Raw genomic sequence first — 19,537 nt, 5'->3', positions numbered from 1 at the left:
AGATAGAGATAACAAAGGGGGAAAAGGGATGAAATGGCAAACAGAGAGTGAACTAAAGGGACTGCTCACCGCTCTTTTGCAGTATGAAAGCATATCGGGTACAACTGGAGAAGTTGCGTTAGCTGAATATTTATATTATTTGTTGAGGGAGCGGCCTTATTTCAAGCAGAACCCTGATCATTTGGCTTTGCATCCGATGAAAGATGGCCGGTATTATTTAACGGCGCTTGTAAAGCGCAGCACGCTGCCACGTACCGTTTTGCTGCTTAGTCATTTCGATGTCGTCGATACAGAAGATTACGGTGAATTTCAAAACATGGCATGCAAGCCAGAAGAGTTAATGGCGTCATTTTCTCAAAAAAGTGCGCTTCTCCCAAAAAGAGCAAGAGAAGATCTAGCTTCAGGTGACTGGTTGTTTGGAAGAGGTGCCATGGATATGAAAGCAGGTCTTACTGTACAGCTTTCTATGCTGGAAAGAGCGATGACAGAAACCTTTCATGGAAATGTCCTGCTCGTCACAGTCCCTGATGAAGAAGTGAATTCTCAAGGAATGCTTGAAGCTGTTCCGAAACTAAAGGAGCTTAAGGAAAAGCATGACCTTGACTATACCGCGTGCTTAAACAGTGAGCCCATGTTTGAAAAATATCCAGGTGATGAACACAAATATATGTATACAGGCAGTATAGGGAAGGTGCTGGCCGGATTTTTCTGCAAAGGAATTGAAACACATGTAGGAGAGCCATTCTCAGGCTTAAATGCGAGTTTTATGGTATCTGAATTAAACCGGCTGTTAGAGCTGAATAGTGATTATTGTGAGGAAGTAGACGGTGAAATAACGCCGCCGCCCACCAACTTGATGCAAAAGGACTTAAAAGAAGCCTATTCCGTTCAAACACCTCACACAGCTGTTTCATTATTTAATGTGCTGATGATGAATCGTTCAAGTGAAGAACTGCACGGGCTTCTTTATGACACTGCGAAACAAGCAGCAGACCAAATCGAAGCCGATTTAAAACAAAAAACAGCTGAATTTCAGCGCTTTAAACCTTTTACACCGATTGATACGAGGATCACGGTTCTCACGTATCATGAGCTGTATCAAAAAGCTGCAGAACGCTCAGGTAAACAGGAGGTTGAACGCATTGTTAACTATGCGTTCGCCAATCGAGGTGAGCTTGGAGATCGTGATTTTTCAACCAAAATCATCTCTGAGCTGACGACGCTTTGTAAGGAAGAAGGGCCGCTGATTGTTCTATTTTATAGTCCGCCATTTTATCCTGCGGTTTCTTCAACGGAAGATCCGCATATCCAAGCAACCTTAAAGAGGATTCAAATAGAGGCAAAAAAGAGTTATGGACTTGAAATAGAAGAAGTGAAATATTTCCCTGGATTGTCTGATTTAAGTTACTTACAGCTCGAAAAACAGGAAGTAGGTCATTACACGACCAATATGCCGCTTTATCAAAAAGGCTATTCTTTACCGGAAGGAGAAAAGGGAGCACTTTACGTTCCAGTTATCAACGTGGGGCCATTAGGAAAGGACCCGCACAAATGGACAGAGCGGCTGCACATCCCGTTCTCATTCGGCATTTTGCCAGAATTACTAGAATCAGCGATTCATGCTTTGTTAGAGAAAAAGTAAGTATATGATGAAGAGCCCTATCGTGATGATAGGGCTTTTATTTTTAAATAGACGATCCATCGACTTAGATAGAGTATGATAAAGAATAAGACTTACATTTATTTGAAGGGAGATTGTGAGGATGAAATGGAAACTGGAAAATTAACAAAAGCAGAAATTACTACATCGCTTCAGGAAAGTATCCGTGAACTAGAAAAGCTAGTGGAGACATGTGATGAGCACATACTAGATCAATCTTTGGGAGAGGACAAGTGGTCTATCAAGCAAATTGCAGGGCATTTGTATGATACAGAAGAAGTCTGGTCAGAGCGGATAGAGCAGGCGATATCAAATGACCATACGCCTTTTCAATCGTATGATCCTGAAATGTATGTGAAGGAAAGAGCTTACGAAAGATTTAACGTACAGGAGATCAAAGCACTGATTAAATGATTGAAAGAGAGAAGAAGCAAGACACTTCATCTATTAGAAAAGGATACATGGGAGCAATCAGGGCTGCATCCTGAAGAAGGGGTGATGACAGTGCAAATATTAGCTGAAACGATCGCGTTACATGAACAACATCATCTGGATCAAATCAAAGCTATTATGTCAAAGAGTGAACGTTAGCAGTATGTAAAAAAGTACCTGTCATCAAAACAGGTGCTTTTCTCTATCATTTATATGTGCTTGCTGAAAACATTTCGTTTAATTCTGCTGCGCGTTTTGTTGCAGTTTTGACACAATCGACAACGGCTTCTTCAAATTGATAGGCAGCAAGTGTGTTCAGGCCGGCTTCTGTCGTTCCGCCTTCACTTGTGATTTCTTTGCGCAATTCGGCAGGTTCTTTACCGCTGCCTTGCAGCATGTTGGCGGCGCCTGCAATCATTTGGCAGATGAGCAGCTTCGCTGTTGCTTGGTCCATCCCAAGTTCCGAGGCGCCTCGCTCCATTCCTTCAATGAAATGATAAATAAAGGCAGGGCCGCTTCCTGCAATAGCTGTAACAGCATTCAGCTGTGATTCATCCAATACCGTCACATGACCAATCGTTTCAAACAGCTCGATTGCTTTTTTCTTTTGATCCTCTGTCACTTCATGACTTGCGGCAATGCCTGTTGCTGATTGCTGAATCGCCGCTGATGTATTTGGCATTGCACGAACCACCGCAGTTTTCTCGCCAGCATAGTGTTGAATCGTTTCAATGGAGATACCTGCTAAAATCGAAATGATCAGCTGCCCATGTAAATGAGGCCGCACCTCAGATATCCCGCTTTCCGCATCTTTCGGTTTTAAAGCAAATACGAGAATATCTGCTTCTTCATAAATAAAAGTACGTGAGAAATCCGTTTTGACCCCATAACGCACCTTTAATTCTTCTAATCGTTTTTCATTCGTTTTGTTTGTGACAATAATATCTTCATTTGACATGATGCCGCTTTTTAATAAACCTTTAATCATCGACTCTGCCATCGAGCCTGCACCAATAAATCCAATTTTACTCATAAGCTGCTCCTCCTTGTAGAAAATAAAAAAACCTCTCGCCTGAAAAGGACGAAAGGTTTTTCGCGGTACCACCCTCAATTAGCATGCAGATATGCATACTCAGCTCTAGTCCCTTAACGCGGGAAACGTTTAGGTTTGCCTAACAGCTCAAAGGGCAGGTTCAGCAAATAAGAGGATGGTGAGGTCTTACAGCCGGCGGACCTCACTCTCTTGCATCATTATTTTGCTTACTAATCCTTGTCATCGCGCATCTTATATTTGTTGTTCATTATGCAACGATGGACAAGTTTGTGTCAATAGGGACAGATAAAAAAATTGACCACCTAAACCGCATGACAGTCTGCCCTTTGCAAGATACAATGAATAAAGAAGACTGAGTTACAATGAACCATGAGTCAAAAAGCAGGAGATGACATATAAAAGTGAAAGAAGACATCATTCAATTATCCATCCCTACACCGTTTGCTGTCGGGGATGTACATGCATATATATTAAAAGGAGAAGCCGTGACCTTAGTGGACTGCGGGCCGATGACAGAAGAGGCGGAGCACGCCTTTGTCGCGCAATTACAGGAGCATCGTTTATCGATAGACGATATTGATCAAGTGGTGTTGACCCATCATCATGCAGATCATGTCGGTCTTTTAAATCTGATGAAACCTCATGTCCGTGTGATCGGACATGAGTTAAATGAGCCGTATATTAGCCAGGACCCTGTGTTTAAAGAGCGTCAAATTGCTTTTATGGAACGCTTTTTTCAGCAGTTAGGTGTGCCGCTTCGTCAAGGTGAGTGTGAAAGAATCGTGAAGCAATCTTATACATATTCTTGTACTGCACATGTAGATGACGTCATCAAAGAAGGCGATCGGTTGAACGGGCATGAACACTTCTTTGTGATGGAAACACCGGGACATGCACAATCTCATCTTTCCTTTCTAGATGAAACAACGGGCCGTTTCATTGGTGGAGACCTGCTTTTGACGACGATTTCCTCAAACCCGTTAATGGAAGCGCCATTTGAAGGGGAGGAACGCCAAAAATCGCTGCTTCAATATAAAGCATCACTCAATCGATTATTGCGTCTGCCAATTAAGACGATTTATCCAGGACACGGTGAGCTCATCATGTCTCATCATGAATTGATCGAAGAAAGATTTAAGAAACAAGAAAAACGGGCAAATACGATGTATCAGCTGCTCAAACGAAAAGAAATGACTGCCTTTCATCTGTGCCGCAAGCTATTTCCAGTGCTGTATGAAGAGGCCTTATTTTTAACGATGTCGGAGACAGTTGGGCAACTGGATGTCCTCTTAAAAGCTGGGCAAATTGAAGAAGTGCAAAAAGACGAAATTCTCTATTACAGGGCAAACTAAGGAGTGAAACGCATGGGGCGATTAACAGGAAAGAGAATATGGATTACAGGTGCATCTGGGGGTATTGGTGAAAAAATGGCGTACTGTGCAGCAAAAGAAGGCGCAGAGATCATTATTTCAGCAAGACGAATTGAAAAGCTGACGGGTGTAAAAGAAAAAATTATGAATGCTGGCGGGGTGTGCCACATCGTGGAGCTAGATGTCAGCCACCTTGAGGACATTGATCGCGCATATCAAGAAGTGGGGGCTGTTGATATTTTGGTTAACAATGCCGGTTTTGGTGCGTTTGATCTCGTTGAAGATGCGTCCATTGAGGAAATGGTGTCGATGTTTGAAGTGAACGTGTTTGGTTTAATCGCCTGCACGAAAAGGGTCATTCCAGAGATGAAACAAAGAGGACATGGACATATTATCAATATTGCCTCCCAGGCAGGAAAGATTGCCACCCCGAAATCAGCCATTTATTCGGCATCAAAGCATGCCGTCCTTGGATTTTCGAACAGCCTCAGAATGGAGCTGGCAGACCTCGGCATTCACGTCACCACGGTGAATCCAGGACCGATTGCCACTGACTTCTTTACCATCGCCGATCGCAGCGGTGAATATGTGAAGAATGTTGAATTCATGATGCTTAGTGCGGACAAGGTAGCTGGGAAGGTCGTATCCGCCATGATGACGAAAAAAAGAGAGATTAATCTGCCCGGATGGATGAATGCTGGCAGTAAATTGTATCAATTATTCCCGTTTTTATTTGAAAAAGCAGCACGCAAAGCGATGATGAAAAAATAACAAAAAAGAAACCGGTCGTGAACTGGTTTCTTTTTTTGAGGTGAGACGCCATTGTGACCGTCTTTTTATCTCCTTCTTGCCGCTTGCTGAAGCGGGTCCCACACACTGTTAAATGGTGGTGCATAGCTAATATCTAAATCTTCAAGATCTGTTATGGTCAGCTGTTGGTAAAGGGCAGTTGCCATCACATCGATCCGTTTATCTACACCGTTTCTTCCGATGATTTGGGCACCGAGCAAGGTGTAGTCATCACTTCTGTAAATCAGTTTGACTTTCATTTTCTGCGCATCTGGATAATATCCAGCGTGATCCGAACTGTCAATGGTGATGGTGGAAAAAGGAATGTCAGCTGCTTGTGCTTCCTTTTCTGATAAGCCCGTTCGTCCCGCTGTCATGCTCATAAATTTCATGACTGCTGTTCCAGTCACGCCTTGAAACGCCCGGTTTGTTCCCGTCATATGAAAACCAGCGATTCTTCCTTGTTTATTCGCCGTTGTGCCGAGCGGAATATAATCGAGTGATTGTTTGATGCGGTGATAAGTTGCTGCGCAATCCCCGGCAGCATAGATGTCTTTTACATTGGTTTGCATGTATCCGTTTACAACAATGGCGCCATTTGGAAGACGCTTGATTCCTGTTTTGTCTAAAAAGGATGTTTGCGGAGTGACGCCGATGGCCATGATGACCATATCCGTTTTTATGGTTTGTTTGTCTGTTTGAACAGCTGTGACATGTGACTCGCCCTCTAATGTCTGCACGGTTTCCCCGAGCGTCACGTGAATGCCTTGGGCATCCGCCTCCTCTTTCAGGTGCTTTGCCATATCGGGGTCAAAGCCCGGACCAAGTGTTGAACCCCGCTGAATGATATGTACTTTTTTCCCCAGCGCTTTTAAATTCTCAGCCATTTCTAAGCCAATATATCCACCGCCAATGATGGTGACATGTGTGATGTTTTGTTTTAAATGGTCTAAAATGGACAGCGCTTGTGGAATGGTTTTTAATACGTGTACGCCTTCTAGCGGCTGATTGTTTAAATTCAGTGTGACGGGGCTTGCTCCTGTCGCAATTAAGAGGCGGTCATAGCTTTCGGTAAATGGTTCTTTTGTTTTCGTATGATGACCTGACACCGTTTTTTGCTTTGGGTCAATGGAGGTCACTTCGTGTAAGCATCTAGCATCAATTCCATATTTGTCGCGAAACGTTTCAGCGCTGCGTGCAATCAGCTTGCTGTGATGATCAATGAGACCGCCGATCAAGTAGGGGAGGCCGCACTGTCCATATGAGAAAATCTCTCCTTTTTCAAAAGCGACAATGTGTGCCTCTGGATCCTCTCTATATATTTGCATAGCACAGCTCATTCCTGCTGCATCTCCACCAATCATCACATATTTCATTTGATGTGCTCCCTTCTATCTATCGAACTGAATACTCTTATTTACCCTCATTTTCCTTTTTTTAATGCTTTTTTTCGCAAAAGAAGCAAACTTTAGTTGAAAAATAAAGACAGCGCCTTCATTTTAAGCTACAATCGGATTATCGTCTTTTTGGTTACGAGTTTAGTGAAGATTGGTGGGAAAGACTTTGAGTGACACGCGACTAGATTTTAATACTTTATATACACGTCATACAAGAGAGGCTTGGTCTGCTCTTGGAGAATATATGCCGGTATCTGTTTCAGAAGAGGAAGCGAGAGCACTTCAAGGATTAAATGATTATTTATCGCTTGAAGAAGTTCAAGATATTTACATACCACTTATTCGTTTTCTGACATTGCATGTCTTTGCAGAAAAACAAAAAAATCAGCATGTGAATGCCTTTTTAAACTACCCGCATCATGCGAAAATCCCTTTTTTAATTGGGATTGCTGGGAGTGTGGCTGTCGGGAAAAGCACAACGGCTCGTATCATTGAAACGCTTTTATCGAGGCTTGGAGATGGGCTGAAAGTGAGTCTTGTGACAACGGATGGCTTTTTGTATCCTCAAAAAGAATTAAAGGATCGAGGACTCATGGAAAAGAAAGGATTCCCGGAAAGCTATGATGTCAAAGCCTTGTTGTCTTTTTTAAACGAATTAAAATCGGGCAAACAAACTGTGCATGCCCCGGTATATTCGCATCTGACCTATGACCGGCTTGAAGGGGTGTATGAAACAGTGGAGGATGCCGATATTGTCATCATTGAAGGAATCAATGTGCTGCAATCCCCAGCGCTGGATGATCTGAAGGATGAACCGCGTGTGTTTGTATCAGATTTCTTTGATTTTTCGATTTATGTAGATGCTGCTGAAACGCAAATTCAATCATGGTATAAAGAACGGTTCCGTTTGCTAAGGGAAACAGCTTTCCAAGACCCTGAATCCTTCTTTCATCAATACAAAGATTTGACGGATGAAGAGGCAGATCACATGGCAAGCACGATTTGGAATACCGTCAATCGCCCTAATTTATATCAAAATATTTTACCGACAAAATATCGAGCTGATCTCATTTTGAAAAAAGGTGATCAGCATAAGGTGGAAGAGATTGCTATCCGCCGAGTATAAAGAAAAACCGCTCAAAAAAAACGAGAGCGGTTTTTTAATGATCTCCACTGACTTTCACAGCGATGGCAGCTGCGGATCGCTTTTTCAGGCGGTAGTATCCAATGAGTAAGAACGGGACACCTGCGATGGTGATGATCGATAAGACTGAAAAAATGGAGAAGGGATGGGCTGCGCCAAAATAGTCAATGCACAGTCCGCCAACAAATGGTCCGATGACGCTGCCGAGTTGAGAAAATCCCATTGCACCAAAGTACGATCCCTTTACTTCTGGCTTTGCCACATTGTCTACAAAAAGATCCATCATCGCAAACAGCAGAACCTCTCCAATTGTAAACACGACAATGATGAAAGCAAGCATGCCGAGACTCTGTGAAAAAGCAATGGCAAACAAACTGCCGGCAAGAAGAATATTCCCAGTGGTGAGCGACAATATGGTGGAGTAGCGCTTGGCGATCATGATGAGCGGATATTGTACGACAATGACAACAACTGCATTTAAAGATAAAAGGTATCCAAACAGTTTCGGACCATCCTCAATCATAGGTGAAGCGGATAAATATTGAGGCAGCGTTGAGCTCAAATGCGAATACCCGAATGAACATAAGGTAACGCCGATGAGAATAATGCTAAAGACCGTATCTTTTTGGATAATGGAAAGGGCTTTTTTGACACCAATTTGTTTCGTGTTTTCTGGAGCAGCAACTGGATGTTTCTGAAATTGCCAGGCCAGCGTTAATCCGTATAACAAGTAAATGAAGGCAGCGACGAGAAATGGAAAGGTCGTTTTCGATGACCCGAGATATAAGCCAAGCAGCGGACCGAAGATTACCCCTATGTTAATGGCTGTATACCGTAAATTAAACACAAACAACCGAATACTTGACGGGGTGACATCAGATAAGAGAGCCTTAGATGTTGGTTCAAACAGTGCCCGGCACAGCCCGTTTAAAGCGTTCATGATAAAGAAGACCCAAATGGCATCTGCAAATGCAAAGCCGACAAAGACAAGTGACCAACCGAAGATCGATAGAAGCATTACCTTTTTTCTGCCGATTCGATCAGAAATATAGCCGCCGTAAAAACTCGCAACGATCCCAATCAGAGAGCTAACGGCAATGATTAATCCAGCAGAAGACGCTGAGGCGCCTTTGACTTGTGTCAAATAAACGGCCAAAAAAGGAATGCTCATGGACGTCGCCATTCGGCCAAATATGGTGCCGATGATGATCGTCCAACTAAGCGGATGTAACGTACGCAAGTTATTTTTCATGCTGTTTCTCCCCTGAGTTTGTAAGATGTTCCAATCATACATGAAAAATTGTGCAAATTAAATACACAATTTGCTGGAGGAGACATCCGCCATATGGCAGAGAAGCATGATTGGCTCACCATTTTGAGGTTTGCTTTTTGCTCCCAGTGCTTCTATGTCACTGATTCGCGTGGTCATGTGACGACAATTTAATCAAGGTCGATCGCGACGATTTGCTGCAAGGACAGGTTGAGAACATCTTCGTCATTGACGATTTTTATGCGCTGCGTTTCATAATGAATGGCTTTTACCCAGCCCCAAAACTGCTCTTTCCTACCTGCTGCGGCATATGTCACGCAAATCGCTTGATCCTCGGTAATCGACTGAGTGATCAAAAAATTCATTTCCTCTAGCTGATCGGTGCTCAGCGGGGGAGGGGTGTATTCTTTTTTCTTCCGTTTTTGAGCAAGCAGCTGCTCCCGGTGCTCTGGAAGCATCATTCGGCTTGATTCCCACATGAGGTTGTATCCAGGTGTTAATTTATTGGGATTCATGGCTGTTCGCCTCCGTTATTTGTAATGTCCGCCAATTTTTTCGGCGCGGTGATACGCCTGCCCTGCGCTTGTCAGTGACGAAGCGTGCAGCAGGGCAGCAGGTCCATACTTCATGTGGATCGCATCAAATACTTTGCTGAGTTTGTCTTTTTGAACATGGTGATCAAATAAAGTCAGCTGATATTGGCTGTCAGACTGCAGCTGTGAGAGAGTAATACCCACACTGCGAATGGGCTGGCCATCCCAGTGCTGCTTGCATAGCTGAATGGCTGCGTCTGCAATATCTGTCCCGTACTGTGTAGGTGAATGAAGCTTGATTTGTCTATGAAATCCAGTCGGATGAGAAAAATCAGCGCCTCTCACGCCAACAGACACTGTTTGCCCAAGATAATGCTTAAAGCGTGCACGTCTTGCCACTTCTTCACTCAATTCAAGAAGAGCGACTTTGATATCCTCAAAAGACGCATAATCATGGGGAAGAGTCATATGATGTCCAACCGCTTTTTGCTGATCATGTGTGTGAATGGTGACCGGAGAGGGATCGTGCCCTAAAGCTGTTCGCTGCAAAAGCTCCCCGTTGATTCCCCAGCGTTTTTTAAGCCGGTCTAACGGATAAGTAGCAAGCGTCCCAATGGTACTGATGCCCATTCGTTTTAAATGGTGCTCCATTCGTTTGCCGACGCCAAATAATTGTCCAATCGGAAGCGGCCATAAATCAGCGGCAACACTGTCTGTACGAAGTTCATAGATGCCAGATGTGTTTTTTTTAGCAAAATGGTCACAGGCCATTTTAGCAAGCACTTTATTAGGACCGATGCCAACACGTGCGTAAATGCCCGTCTGGTTCATAATGGTTGTTTGTATATTTTGAGCGATCTTGAGGGGAGAACCGAGTAGTGTCAGACTGCCTGTAATATCGAGAAATTGTTCATCAATTGAATACGGTTCGACAAGATCTGTGTATTGTTCAAGCAGCTCTGTTATCATGACAGAAACATCAAGATAACGCTGCATACGGGGGCGTACGACGACAGCTTCGGGGCATTTCTTCTGCGCTTCCCATAATCTTGATGCATTTTGTACGCCCCGTTTTTTAGCGAGCGGGCAGGCTGCAAGTACGACCCCGCTTCGCCGCTCTGGATCTCCTGAGACAATGAGCGGCACATTCTCCAAATGAGGAGCCTCCACTTTTTCGACTGACGCATAAAATGACTGCATATCCACAAGCAGAATCGCTCGTTCATTCATTATTTTCACCTCTTAGAACGTATGTTCTGTTTCTATTTTAACCGTCAGGAGGCGAAATTGATACTGGTAAATCATTCAAAGAAAAGAGTATAAATCCATACAAAAAAAGACGAAGTGTCTTCCACTTCGTCTCATTTGATGCAACATATTTTAAGCATGTGCCAAGTTGTGGGATGTTTGGAGCGGCTCAGAACGCAAACGATAGGCCGTCAGTTTTTTCTTCGGCTTATGTGTAAACTGCCTCACGACATCCACGTGGTCATCGTAATGATACAGATAAAGGGTCACATCATGCTTGCCAAGCTTTGTTTGCATAGTAAGCGGCGCCGACCCTTCCTGAGGATGAAGAAAACGCTCTTCATCACCAGGATAAATATAATAGCGTTCAATAAAGATCGCATCATTAAAATGTTGAATAATTTCAGATGTTTGCTGATCATCGAGCGGACGATCTTCAAACATTATGGTTGTTTGATCACTTGTTACTTTTGCATGCACCGCATAACGGCTAAAAAGGCGTTCCACAACACCAGAAGGCAGCGAAGTGACAAGAAGCTTTAAAAGACTAAACACAACAAGTGAAGTAACAATCCAAACCAATATCATCATCTCCAATAAACATTTGTTACATTTCCTATATGAACCATCTTAACATACCAAAAGAATGAAACTTTCGCACAAAAAGTGAACTTTTTGAAATAAGTGTGAAGATTTAAAAGGAGATGACGGTCAAAGAACGAAGAACCAACAAAGCTGAAACGAAAAAAGGCGGACACGCGATCTTTACAAACAATTGACCGGACAGTTAGACTATTGAAACAACAGTTTTTTGCAAAAAAAGAGAGCGGTAAGCCAAAAATGAAAAGGGGCGAGGTCATCATGATACGTCAAGTGAAGCCGTCAGATTTTTACGCCGTCACATCCGTCATCCAAAGCTGGTGGGGAGGCAGAGATTTAGGCGCAAAATTGCCAAAGCTATTTTTTGAACATTTTCAGCAAACAAGTTTTGTCGTCGTTGAAAAAGGTGAATTGATTGGCTTTTTAGTCGGTTTTTTATCGCAATCCCATTCAGATGAAGCGTATATTCACTTTGTTGGGGTACATCCAGATCACCGGAAATTAAAGATCGGCAAAATTCTCTATCAAGCGTTTTATGAAGCGGCTGAAAAGGAAGGAAGAACAACGATTAAAGCTGTCACAGCACCTGTAAATAAAGTATCAATTGCCTATCATGCAAAATTGGGCTTTCAAATTGAAAAAGGGGACAAAACTGTAGAAGGAATCTCCGTGTTTTCAGAATATGATGGAATAAATGAAGACCGTGTTTTATTTGTGAAAAAATTAGAGGCGATGTCATGATTGTCAATTTGAATCAAACAATAGGAGATGTAGCAAAGCAGATCTTACATATTCAACTAGCTGCATACCAACAAGAAGCTGAACAAATTGGCTATGCCGATCTCCCACCATTAAAAGAGACCATTCAAGATGTAATGAAAGCAAAAGAGCAATTTATTGGTTTTGAGCAAAAGGGAATCTTACTAGGTGTTGCCTCTTATGAAGAGCAGAAAGATTATTTGATCATTAGTCGATTGGCTGTACATCCAAAAGCGCTAAAGCAGGGTATTGGAACAAGACTTATGTCCACAATTATGGAGAAAAATGTCCCTATAGAACTGACCACAGGGCAAAAAAACACCCCTGCAAAAAGGCTATACGAAAAGTTAGGATTTCTTGAAACAGATGTGATTCATGTTGCGAAAGAGCTCACCTTATCAAAAATGAAATGGACACCGAGGCGAAAGGTTGAGGTTGTCGAATTCAAAAAAGAATGGCATGAAGAATTCCATCAAGAAAAGCAGCGACTCAAGCAAATCATTCAAAAGAGCTGGATAGAAGGACATCATATTGGTAGTACGTCAGTTGAAGGACTTGTTGCCAAACCAATTATTGATATCTTAATAGAAGTAAGTCATATAAAAGAGATCGATAGAAAAAGAGAGAGCTTTGAACATCTTGGATATCAAGCGCTCGGTGAAAATGGCATAAAAGGGAGACGTTTTTTTCAAAAGGGTGGCTTGAATCGTACGCATCATGTCCATGTTTATGAGAGAAATCATCCTGATGTGAAAAGGCATTTATTGTTTCGAGATTACTTAAGGGCCCATCCAGAACGAGCTGTAGCGTATGCGTCTGTCAAGGAACAATTAGCAAATCAGTATCGGGAAGATATACAAAGCTATATGGCAGGAAAGAATGAAATCATAAAAGAAATAGAAAATGAGGCATATCGTTGGGATAGAGAAGGAAGAGAGGAAGCTCTTAAATAAGCTACCTCTTTTCCTCGTTAATTAGGAAGCTGAACATTGCCTTTTACAGTATAGGCCTGTGAAGCAGCAGTAGATGGAAGAGCGGGTAATTTATCCTTTACGATGACCCCGCGGATATCTGTGATTCGAACAGGAAGAGATTTAGACCCCATATTAAATCCAAGGAAATGGTTGTAGTCTGTCTTTTCCATGTTCACCCATTGTCCATCTTTGTAATATTCCATTTTCATAATCGGATATTTATGATTGCGCACTTGAATCGCAGCCCACCACTCACTGCTGCCTTCTTTTATTCTGTAAGCTACATTTCCGCTAATCGGTGCTTTTACAATTTTCCAACTAATTGGGATTTTTCCATCTGCCATATTACCGATTTTGGCAAAGGCATTAGGAGAAAGATCAAGAGCTCCTTTTGCTCCTTCTGGATATTTATCGGTTACATACACAACGGTTTTTCCTTTTGGACCCTTTACTTCAAGGTAAGCACCTGCAAGTGCCGCATTTACCCCTTTATAGTTATAGTCATGAGGATTTAAAGCCGTAATTTTCATGTCAGATGGAATAGGATCTAATAATGCAGCGCCCCCTGAGTAACCAGATCCCGTATAAGTCGCATAGCTTTCTCGTACTTCATCAAGGACAGATGCCGCTTTCATGTTTGGAACAGCGAAACTCAACATAAATATCAGTGCCCCGATGAAGCAGAGAGATAATCTTTTTTTCACGATCTAAAACCTCCTGTTTATTCTTTTAAAATTGGTAGCGTCATAAGTATAATTCTAAAAAACAAGAAGCGAAAAGAGCCAATAGATAGATATAATCCTAGTGAGAAGAGCGTGTATTTCAAAGAATATGACTTTCGGATTTAGTCGTGTGTCATGTTTTATGGTGTTTTATGTGTTACAATGTAAGCATCAATTTAAAAAGGATGTTCGCCATGTATATTCACATCACAGAACTGGCTAAAACATATATAGAAAAACAGCAAACAGGAAACGAAACTAAGGAATTACTGCTTCGCTACGATTCAGAAGGTTGTGGCTGTGCAGTGAGTGGCGTACCAATGCTTTGGTTAACAAGTGAAAGAACAGGTGAATGGGAACAACTGAATAATAGCCAGCATTTAAAACTATATATACACATTGCACAGAAGGTATTCTTTGATGAGGAAATGACCATTGATTTTAATGAAAAAGCCAATACATTGATGCTGAAAAGTCCTCAGCAAATACTCAGTCCAAGAATGGGCATACTTGTAAAGTAAGGTGGAAACGTAGTGGATCAGAAGCTTAGAGTGATACAAAACACGGCACAAAATAAAACATGGGTGTCGTTTTTAAATAACAATCATCCCTATACCCTTTTGCACTGGTCAATAGGTGGAATGGATTCGGTGAAAAAGGACGTTTGGCTTCTTCAAGATGAAGTCACATTTGAAACGGAAGAATTTCCAACGCTCGAATTAGCTGTCAATTGGATCAAAGAGAATATGGAACAGGTAACAGATGTATTATAAAAGCCCTTTTTTGACAAAAGGGTTTTTTTCGTGCCTTCATCATCTCATCAAACAGCTGGGATGTCTAATCTGAAAAATGATCTTTTGAAACGCAAAAAAACCGTTTTATAACAACCAATTCGACAAAATGAGAAAAATAGAAATGAAAAAATCGTGGATATAAATGCCGAAAAATAGGCAATGGAAGCGTTTATTGCGGGATACCGAAAACTTTGCGAAAAATGACATTTCATATTTCTTCCATTCGAGGAAATATGATAGAATACAACATGTATCGTATATGAGAAGGGAGGTGCTAAAGTGAATTGAAGCTCAAGCTGTCATCGCCTCAGGTTGGAATCAAAATAAACGAATGGTATAGGCAGATTTGCGGTTTTCATGTCATGAAAGCAGAGAAGCTGAAGGCCGAGATCGAGCAGGAAATTCTGGAGATGGAGCAGGATCAAAACTTGCTGCTGTTTTACCAGCTGATGGATTTTCGCCATAAGGTGATGCTTGAATATTTTGAACCGGCAAAGAAAGCCTCGAATGATGAAGAAATTAAGAACCTGCTAGAAACGATCGAACATTCGCAAACGAAATTAACGGATATGCTTGAATACTATGTTCATTTTTTCACAGGAATGTTTGAATTTGAACAGCAAAACTATTTAAGTGCCATTGCTTATTACCGTTCAGCAGAAAAAAAGCTCAATCTCATATCAGATGATATAGAAAGAGCAGAATTTTATTTTAAATTAGCAGAAATATACTACCACATGAAACAAACCCACTTTTCGATGCACTATGCCTTGCAAGCGTTAGATACGTACTCTGCCTACAGAACGTACACGCTGAGAATCATCCACTGTGAATTTGTCATCGGTGCAAACTATGATGATTTGAAATGCTATGAACATGCATTGCCCTACTTTAAAAATGCTCTAAATCGAGCACGCTCAATTGGAAACCCTCGAGTCATAGGTTCGGCCCTTTTCAACTTAGGTAACTGTTATTACCAAATGAACGATCTTGCGGAAGCAAGCCGTTATCTGAAAGACTCTCTTGAAGTGTTTGAAAAGGAGAATTTAACCCATCTTAATCGCTCTCTAGACCCACTATTTATGCTGACCCAAATCCTGTTTAAACAAAAACAAATAGAAGAGTCGTTAACCCTCTATCAACAAGGTATTATGAAAGCCTGTGAATTAGAAGATGAAATTTACATCTGCAAATTTCAGTTCTTAAAAGCATTATACGTTGATGCAGAAATAACGATCATAGACGATACATTAGACCTGCTCGAGGACAAGCGCTTATACCCAGATATTGAGGAATTGGCACTTGATGCGGCTCATTATTACAATGAGCTTGGACTGTATGAGGCATCGACACGGTTTTACGAAAGGAAGATTCAAGCCATATCAAAAATTCAAAATGGGGGTCATTTATATGAAAACGAGTTTGATAGTTCTTTTATTGGCAGCAACTGCAGGATTATCGGTCATGAGTCAGCAGCAATCGGAAGAGAGCCATATGGAGCTGGCGGGCAGACACCATACAACAGTGGTGACTATCGCATAAGTTAGCTCAAAAAGAGGAGACGAACCGCTGTTCATTCTCCTCTTTTATCTTCATTCGATTTAAATTGTTGAAGAAATGCTTGAATTTCTTGTTCATAAGCTTCCTTATTTTTACTAAAAGACATCGCATGTGCCCCGTGTGGCGCTATAAATAGCTGTTTATCACCCTTTTTTTGAGCATATAGCAGCTGACTCTGCTCGCATGGGATATAGTCGTCATGAAGACTATGGATAAAAAGCACAGGTTCTTTCACCTGAGAGATCACATCCAGCGGTGAAACTTGCCGAATGCTGTATCCATCCCGCCATTTTAACACTCGATCACTTAGTGGAAGAATCCATTGCCCTGAAAGACGAAAATCTGTTTTTAATCGATAGAGAAGCTGATCCTCAAAAGAAGCAAAAGGACAGTCAGCTATGTAAAAATTGGCGCTTGCTTCCGGCTTTGCAGCATATAACAAAGTCGTGACTGCACCCATTGATTCTCCATGTATGCCGATAATGGCATTTTCCCCGAGTCTTTGTCTGAGCCACTTCACGACCTGCGCTAAATCTTCTTTTTCGTAGTATCCATAACTCGTGGTTTTTCCACCGCTCATTCCATGTCTTCTATGATCATAAAGCATCACATTCCATCCGAGCTTTTGGAATAATTTCATATACTTAACGGAATTAATCAAACTGACTGTGACGCCATGACAAAGTACAATGGTGCGTGTTGTATGTGGATGCGGCACAAAATAGCCATGAAGATCATAACCAAATGCTGAAGGAATACACACTTTCTCTTTTTTAAGCTGTTGAAATTCTTCGTGATGATAATGCCCTTCATCTGATTCTCGTTTGATGAGCTCTTCATCTGTTAATTTTCGGATATACATCATTTTATTGGTGAAAAAAATGCCGATTGCAGCGAGCGGACATAATATCAAGGCAAGTATAGCGATCCATTTCTTCATCTAGCTGATTCTTCCTTTCCGAGGTTTTCCCTATGAAGATCATACCACATGTTGGGAGATTAGCGTGACTCTTGCTCAGCAAATAAAACGGATGATACACTTAGGGGCAAAAGGAGAGAGGCACAATGAAAAAGACCAATCAAGATCAAGCGAAATTAAAGGACGGCATAAACGAGGATCTAAAACAGCAGCTTCTTCAAATGAAGCAGAACCTTGCCGCCGAGACAGAAAAAAGAGAAGAACAAAAACGACAAGACCTCCTTCGGCAGCAGAAAGAAAAAGAAAAAAATAAAAGCTTCTCCGAGTTGCTAGATGAAAGTCATTTGGACTGGAGAAAATATAAAAGCTAAAAAAAAGGGAGCTCTGATGCTTCCTTTTTTTCATATCATCATTGAGATTGAGCAACAGAAATGAACTTGTTCAAAACATAGTGCTTTGAGAGCAGACTCTTTTGACTCCTTCGAATTTCATTTCATTTCATTTCATTTCATTTCATTTCATTTCAGCTTCGATTTAAAAACTAAATCCCATCACCTATTTTATACATGATGAAAATAGAAGAAACGGGAGTATTGAATTATTTAAATTCCTTTTTATTACAAATATAGTATTTAAGACCCTTTTAAAAGAGGATCATTCTTCTTATAATAAAGATGCATTGAAAAATTTGGAAATGGAGATGATTCACATGAAATTGAGAAGAACAATGACTGGAGTTGCTTTATCTTTAGGATTGCTTTTACCTGTTTCTGGACAAGCTCTTGCTACAAATGATTTAACGAATGCGGATGTGCGTACAAAGACTACTTCAATTGTAGATTGTTCTGTAACTCCTTTTAAAGGCGCAAGTAATCGATTGTGTATGTATTCGGATAATGGTTCTTTTGCAAATAGTTTCAGTCGTTTTGGTACGACATTTTATCTTAAAGGCAAATCTGGAAATTATGCATATTACGAAAGTGCAAGATAAGACAACGGGGCTTTTAGCCCCTCCTTGCTTTTGCCTGTTGAATATGAAAAGAATTCATTCATCATACATACGATAAAATAAAAAAATTGTAGAAAAACATGAGTTTCTCTACAATCACGAGAGATCACATCATGTGATCTCTTCAGATTGTTGACAAAGGGCTAAAATGATCTTTATTTTAGTCCTTTGTCTTCTTTTCAGCGTGATAGAAAACCTTTGCAGTCTAGGAAGGACGAGTACTGGCGCGGAGCGAATTTGACATTCGTGAGCACCAGCACGCAGGACTGACACCGAATGCGAGGGTTTGTCTACACGCTGGAGAGATCACATCATGTGATCTCTTTTTATCTTATTTAAACCGGTGCATCTCATACACAGATGGTTTTGTATAGTAAGTCAATGCTTTTACTTCTTGGTCACTTAAAGAACGTGCATTTGCCGCTGTTACATTTTCTTTTAACTGTTCCACCGAGCTTGCGCCAAAAACAACGGAACTAACCGCAAAATGCTTAAGCAAATATTGAATGGACAGCTCTGTGAGTGATAGGTCATAAGCGACTTTCTTTAAAGAAGGAATGACCTCCTGGAGCTTGTCAAATGAATATTGAAGATAGCCGTTTTTTTGAATCGATGCACTTGCTTGCGAAAGTGGTTTTTCAGTTAAAAGTCCTTTTGCTAAAGGTCCTCTTGCGACGACACTAATGCCTTGTTCTTCAAGCAGAGAGAACCATTCCTCTGGACGTCGGTCGAGTAAACTATATTGCATCATCACACTGACGATGTTCGATTTTTTGGCGTATTCTTTAATGACGTTTGGACGGATAGAAGAGATGCCATAATAGCGAATAACGCCTTCTTCCACTAATTCTTCAAAAGCCTCAATCGTCTCATCGATAGGATCATCTATCGTGCCTCCGTGCAATTGGTATAAATCAATATAATCTGTTTGCAGCCGCTTGAGGCTTTGTTTCACGGCCTCTTTTATGTACGCCTTTGAAGGGTCCCAGTCCCAGCCAGATTTGCCTTTTTCAAAGCGGTTGCCGCCTTTTGTGGCCAAAATCAAATCTTGCCGCCTGTTTTTAATGGCTTCCCCGACAATTTCTTCATTTTTCCCAAAATCATATAAATCGGCTGTATCCAAATAATTAATTCCAAGGTCTATAGCCTCATCTAATAAAGAGAGCGCTTTTCCTTTTTCCGTTCCAAGGGACATACATCCTAGTGCCGCCTCGCTCACCAAAAGATCCGATGTACCAATTCGTCTTTTTTTCAATTCCATCACACTCCTCTCCCTTCACATTAAGTGAAAAAAATCTGGAAT

22 protein-coding genes and 1 other annotated feature are annotated in these 19,537 nt (G+C 41.4%); of the genes, 13 read left to right on the top strand and 9 right to left on the bottom strand.

The annotated features are described in order from the left end of the window. The first annotated feature begins 28 nt into the window (after positions 1 to 28). The 3 genes from C6W21_RS06790 (at position 29) to C6W21_RS19195 (ending at position 2,251) form a co-directional block, all read left to right on the top strand. Positions 29 to 1,642: a M20/M25/M40 family metallo-hydrolase gene (locus tag C6W21_RS06790; RefSeq protein ID WP_106056062.1), complete on the top strand. Its 1,614-nt coding sequence runs from the start codon at positions 29 to 31 to the stop codon at positions 1,640 to 1,642. 126 nt (positions 1,643 to 1,768) lie between these two features. Then, positions 1,769 to 2,074, top strand: a complete 306-nt coding sequence (locus C6W21_RS19200; RefSeq protein WP_223249530.1) for a DinB family protein — start codon at positions 1,769 to 1,771, stop codon at positions 2,072 to 2,074. Continuing rightward, a complete protein-coding gene (locus tag C6W21_RS19195) occupies positions 2,075 to 2,251 on the top strand; it encodes a DinB family protein (protein ID WP_223249529.1) in 177 nt (58 codons plus the stop codon). 46 nt (positions 2,252 to 2,297) lie between these two features. On the opposite strand, the gene proC is transcribed toward C6W21_RS19195, so the two are convergent. Continuing rightward, positions 2,298 to 3,125 (bottom strand): pyrroline-5-carboxylate reductase, encoded by an 828-nt coding sequence (gene proC / locus C6W21_RS06780; RefSeq protein WP_106049741.1) that lies wholly within the window; start codon positions 3,123 to 3,125, stop codon positions 2,298 to 2,300. 41 nt (positions 3,126 to 3,166) lie between these two features. Then, positions 3,167 to 3,378, bottom strand: a binding site (T-box leader). A gap of 169 nt (positions 3,379 to 3,547) precedes the next feature. On the opposite strand from proC, the gene C6W21_RS06775 reads away from it, so the two are divergent. Both C6W21_RS06775 and C6W21_RS06770 read left to right on the top strand, forming a co-directional pair. After that, on the top strand, positions 3,548 to 4,498 hold the full coding sequence (locus tag C6W21_RS06775) for an MBL fold metallo-hydrolase (RefSeq protein ID WP_106049740.1): 951 nt from the start codon (positions 3,548 to 3,550) through the stop codon (positions 4,496 to 4,498). Between the two features lie 12 nt (positions 4,499 to 4,510). Continuing rightward, positions 4,511 to 5,287 carry an SDR family NAD(P)-dependent oxidoreductase gene (locus tag C6W21_RS06770; protein ID WP_106049739.1) on the top strand — a complete coding sequence of 259 codons (777 nt, stop codon included), beginning with the start codon at positions 4,511 to 4,513 and terminating at the stop codon, positions 5,285 to 5,287. Positions 5,288 to 5,352: 65 nt separating this feature from the next. Here the strand turns inward: C6W21_RS06770 and C6W21_RS06765 are convergent, their stop codons facing one another. After that, complete coding sequence (locus C6W21_RS06765) at positions 5,353 to 6,681, bottom strand: CoA-disulfide reductase (protein WP_106049738.1); 1,329 nt, start codon at positions 6,679 to 6,681, stop codon at positions 5,353 to 5,355. A 187-nt stretch (positions 6,682 to 6,868) separates the two neighbouring features. Between C6W21_RS06765 and coaA the strand changes: the two genes are divergently transcribed. Then, positions 6,869 to 7,828 (top strand): type I pantothenate kinase, encoded by a 960-nt coding sequence (coaA, locus tag C6W21_RS06760; protein ID WP_034661193.1) that lies wholly within the window; start codon positions 6,869 to 6,871, stop codon positions 7,826 to 7,828. Between the two features lie 34 nt (positions 7,829 to 7,862). Here coaA and C6W21_RS06755 read toward each other — a convergent pair whose 3' ends face one another. The 4 genes from C6W21_RS06755 to C6W21_RS06740 all read right to left on the bottom strand — a co-directional run bounded on the left by C6W21_RS06755 (position 7,863) and on the right by C6W21_RS06740 (position 11,479). Next, positions 7,863 to 9,098 carry an MDR family MFS transporter gene (locus tag C6W21_RS06755; RefSeq protein ID WP_106049737.1) on the bottom strand — a complete coding sequence of 412 codons (1,236 nt, stop codon included), beginning with the start codon at positions 9,096 to 9,098 and terminating at the stop codon, positions 7,863 to 7,865. 188 nt (positions 9,099 to 9,286) lie between these two features. Continuing rightward, entirely contained in the window at positions 9,287 to 9,631 is a 345-nt protein-coding gene (locus C6W21_RS06750) for a YolD-like family protein (RefSeq protein ID WP_106049736.1), read from the bottom strand. Positions 9,632 to 9,646: 15 nt separating this feature from the next. Further along, complete coding sequence (locus C6W21_RS06745) at positions 9,647 to 10,879, bottom strand: DNA polymerase IV (RefSeq protein WP_106049735.1); 1,233 nt, start codon at positions 10,877 to 10,879, stop codon at positions 9,647 to 9,649. Between the two features lie 150 nt (positions 10,880 to 11,029). Further along, complete coding sequence (locus C6W21_RS06740) at positions 11,030 to 11,479, bottom strand: YfmQ family protein (protein WP_106049734.1); 450 nt, start codon at positions 11,477 to 11,479, stop codon at positions 11,030 to 11,032. Between the two features lie 279 nt (positions 11,480 to 11,758). Here C6W21_RS06740 and C6W21_RS06735 point away from each other — a divergent pair, with 279 nt between their 5' ends. Beyond that, complete coding sequence (locus tag C6W21_RS06735) at positions 11,759 to 12,238, top strand: GNAT family N-acetyltransferase (protein WP_106050219.1); 480 nt, start codon at positions 11,759 to 11,761, stop codon at positions 12,236 to 12,238. Beyond that, positions 12,235 to 13,209 (top strand): GNAT family N-acetyltransferase, encoded by a 975-nt coding sequence (locus C6W21_RS06730; protein ID WP_106049733.1) that lies wholly within the window; start codon positions 12,235 to 12,237, stop codon positions 13,207 to 13,209. Before C6W21_RS06735 ends, C6W21_RS06730 begins: the two co-directional genes overlap by 4 nt. 17 nt (positions 13,210 to 13,226) lie before the next feature. Here C6W21_RS06730 and exlX read toward each other — a convergent pair whose 3' ends face one another. Then, the gene (gene exlX / locus C6W21_RS06725) at positions 13,227 to 13,889 is read right to left on the bottom strand and encodes an expansin ExlX (protein WP_223249567.1); all 663 of its coding nucleotides are present in this window, start codon (positions 13,887 to 13,889) and stop codon (positions 13,227 to 13,229) included. Positions 13,890 to 14,146: 257 nt separating this feature from the next. Here exlX and C6W21_RS06720 point away from each other — a divergent pair, with 257 nt between their 5' ends. From C6W21_RS06720 to C6W21_RS06710, 3 genes are all read left to right on the top strand, one after another. Continuing rightward, the gene (locus C6W21_RS06720) at positions 14,147 to 14,473 is read left to right on the top strand and encodes an iron-sulfur cluster biosynthesis family protein (protein WP_034319861.1); all 327 of its coding nucleotides are present in this window, start codon (positions 14,147 to 14,149) and stop codon (positions 14,471 to 14,473) included. 12 nt (positions 14,474 to 14,485) lie between these two features. Beyond that, positions 14,486 to 14,725, top strand: a complete 240-nt coding sequence (locus tag C6W21_RS06715) for a YqkC family protein (protein ID WP_003215790.1) — start codon at positions 14,486 to 14,488, stop codon at positions 14,723 to 14,725. 305 nt (positions 14,726 to 15,030) lie between these two features. Further along, entirely contained in the window at positions 15,031 to 16,293 is a 1,263-nt protein-coding gene (locus tag C6W21_RS06710; protein ID WP_106049731.1) for a response regulator aspartate phosphatase, read from the top strand. Positions 16,294 to 16,319: 26 nt separating this feature from the next. Here C6W21_RS06710 and C6W21_RS06705 read toward each other — a convergent pair whose 3' ends face one another. Next, the gene (locus tag C6W21_RS06705; protein WP_106049730.1) at positions 16,320 to 17,246 is read right to left on the bottom strand and encodes an alpha/beta hydrolase; all 927 of its coding nucleotides are present in this window, start codon (positions 17,244 to 17,246) and stop codon (positions 16,320 to 16,322) included. Between the two features lie 125 nt (positions 17,247 to 17,371). On the opposite strand from C6W21_RS06705, the gene C6W21_RS06700 reads away from it, so the two are divergent. After that, complete coding sequence (locus C6W21_RS06700; protein ID WP_106031036.1) at positions 17,372 to 17,596, top strand: YqkE family protein; 225 nt, start codon at positions 17,372 to 17,374, stop codon at positions 17,594 to 17,596. A gap of 338 nt (positions 17,597 to 17,934) precedes the next feature. Further along, complete coding sequence (locus C6W21_RS06695) at positions 17,935 to 18,216, top strand: antimicrobial peptide LCI (RefSeq protein WP_106049728.1); 282 nt, start codon at positions 17,935 to 17,937, stop codon at positions 18,214 to 18,216. Positions 18,217 to 18,565: 349 nt separating this feature from the next. Here the strand turns inward: C6W21_RS06695 and C6W21_RS06690 are convergent, their stop codons facing one another. Next, positions 18,566 to 19,489 carry an aldo/keto reductase gene (locus C6W21_RS06690; protein ID WP_106050218.1) on the bottom strand — a complete coding sequence of 308 codons (924 nt, stop codon included), beginning with the start codon at positions 19,487 to 19,489 and terminating at the stop codon, positions 18,566 to 18,568. Positions 19,490 to 19,537: the final 48 nt, after the last annotated feature.

This window comes from Bacillus sp. NMCN1, from assembly GCF_002998085.1.
Taxonomy (GTDB): domain Bacteria; phylum Bacillota; class Bacilli; order Bacillales; family Bacillaceae; genus Bacillus.
The sequence above is the reverse complement of the archived record's forward strand: the minus strand, read 5'-3'. Positions and strand labels throughout refer to the sequence as shown.

Bases quoted from the DNA above. Each gene is read 5' to 3' on its own strand.
- C6W21_RS06790 (WP_106056062.1), top strand. From the start codon at position 29: ATGAAATGGCAAACAGAGAGTGAACTAAAGGGACTGCTCACCGCTCTT.
- C6W21_RS19200 (WP_223249530.1), top strand. From the start codon at position 1,769: ATGGAAACTGGAAAATTAACAAAAGCAGAAATTACTACATCGCTTCAG.
- proC (WP_106049741.1), bottom strand. From the start codon at position 3,125: ATGAGTAAAATTGGATTTATTGGTGCAGGCTCGATGGCAGAGTCGATG.
- C6W21_RS06770 (WP_106049739.1), top strand. From the start codon at position 4,511: ATGGGGCGATTAACAGGAAAGAGAATATGGATTACAGGTGCATCTGGG.
- C6W21_RS06765 (WP_106049738.1), bottom strand. From the start codon at position 6,681: ATGAAATATGTGATGATTGGTGGAGATGCAGCAGGAATGAGCTGTGCT.
- C6W21_RS06755 (WP_106049737.1), bottom strand. From the start codon at position 9,098: ATGAAAAATAACTTGCGTACGTTACATCCGCTTAGTTGGACGATCATC.
- C6W21_RS06750 (WP_106049736.1), bottom strand. From the start codon at position 9,631: ATGAATCCCAATAAATTAACACCTGGATACAACCTCATGTGGGAATCA.
- C6W21_RS06745 (WP_106049735.1), bottom strand. From the start codon at position 10,879: ATGAATGAACGAGCGATTCTGCTTGTGGATATGCAGTCATTTTATGCG.
- C6W21_RS06735 (WP_106050219.1), top strand. From the start codon at position 11,759: ATGATACGTCAAGTGAAGCCGTCAGATTTTTACGCCGTCACATCCGTC.
- C6W21_RS06730 (WP_106049733.1), top strand. From the start codon at position 12,235: ATGATTGTCAATTTGAATCAAACAATAGGAGATGTAGCAAAGCAGATC.
- exlX (WP_223249567.1), bottom strand. From the start codon at position 13,889: ATGTTGAGTTTCGCTGTTCCAAACATGAAAGCGGCATCTGTCCTTGAT.
- C6W21_RS06720 (WP_034319861.1), top strand. From the start codon at position 14,147: ATGTATATTCACATCACAGAACTGGCTAAAACATATATAGAAAAACAG.
- C6W21_RS06705 (WP_106049730.1), bottom strand. From the start codon at position 17,246: ATGAAGAAATGGATCGCTATACTTGCCTTGATATTATGTCCGCTCGCT.
- C6W21_RS06700 (WP_106031036.1), top strand. From the start codon at position 17,372: ATGAAAAAGACCAATCAAGATCAAGCGAAATTAAAGGACGGCATAAAC.
- C6W21_RS06695 (WP_106049728.1), top strand. From the start codon at position 17,935: ATGAAATTGAGAAGAACAATGACTGGAGTTGCTTTATCTTTAGGATTG.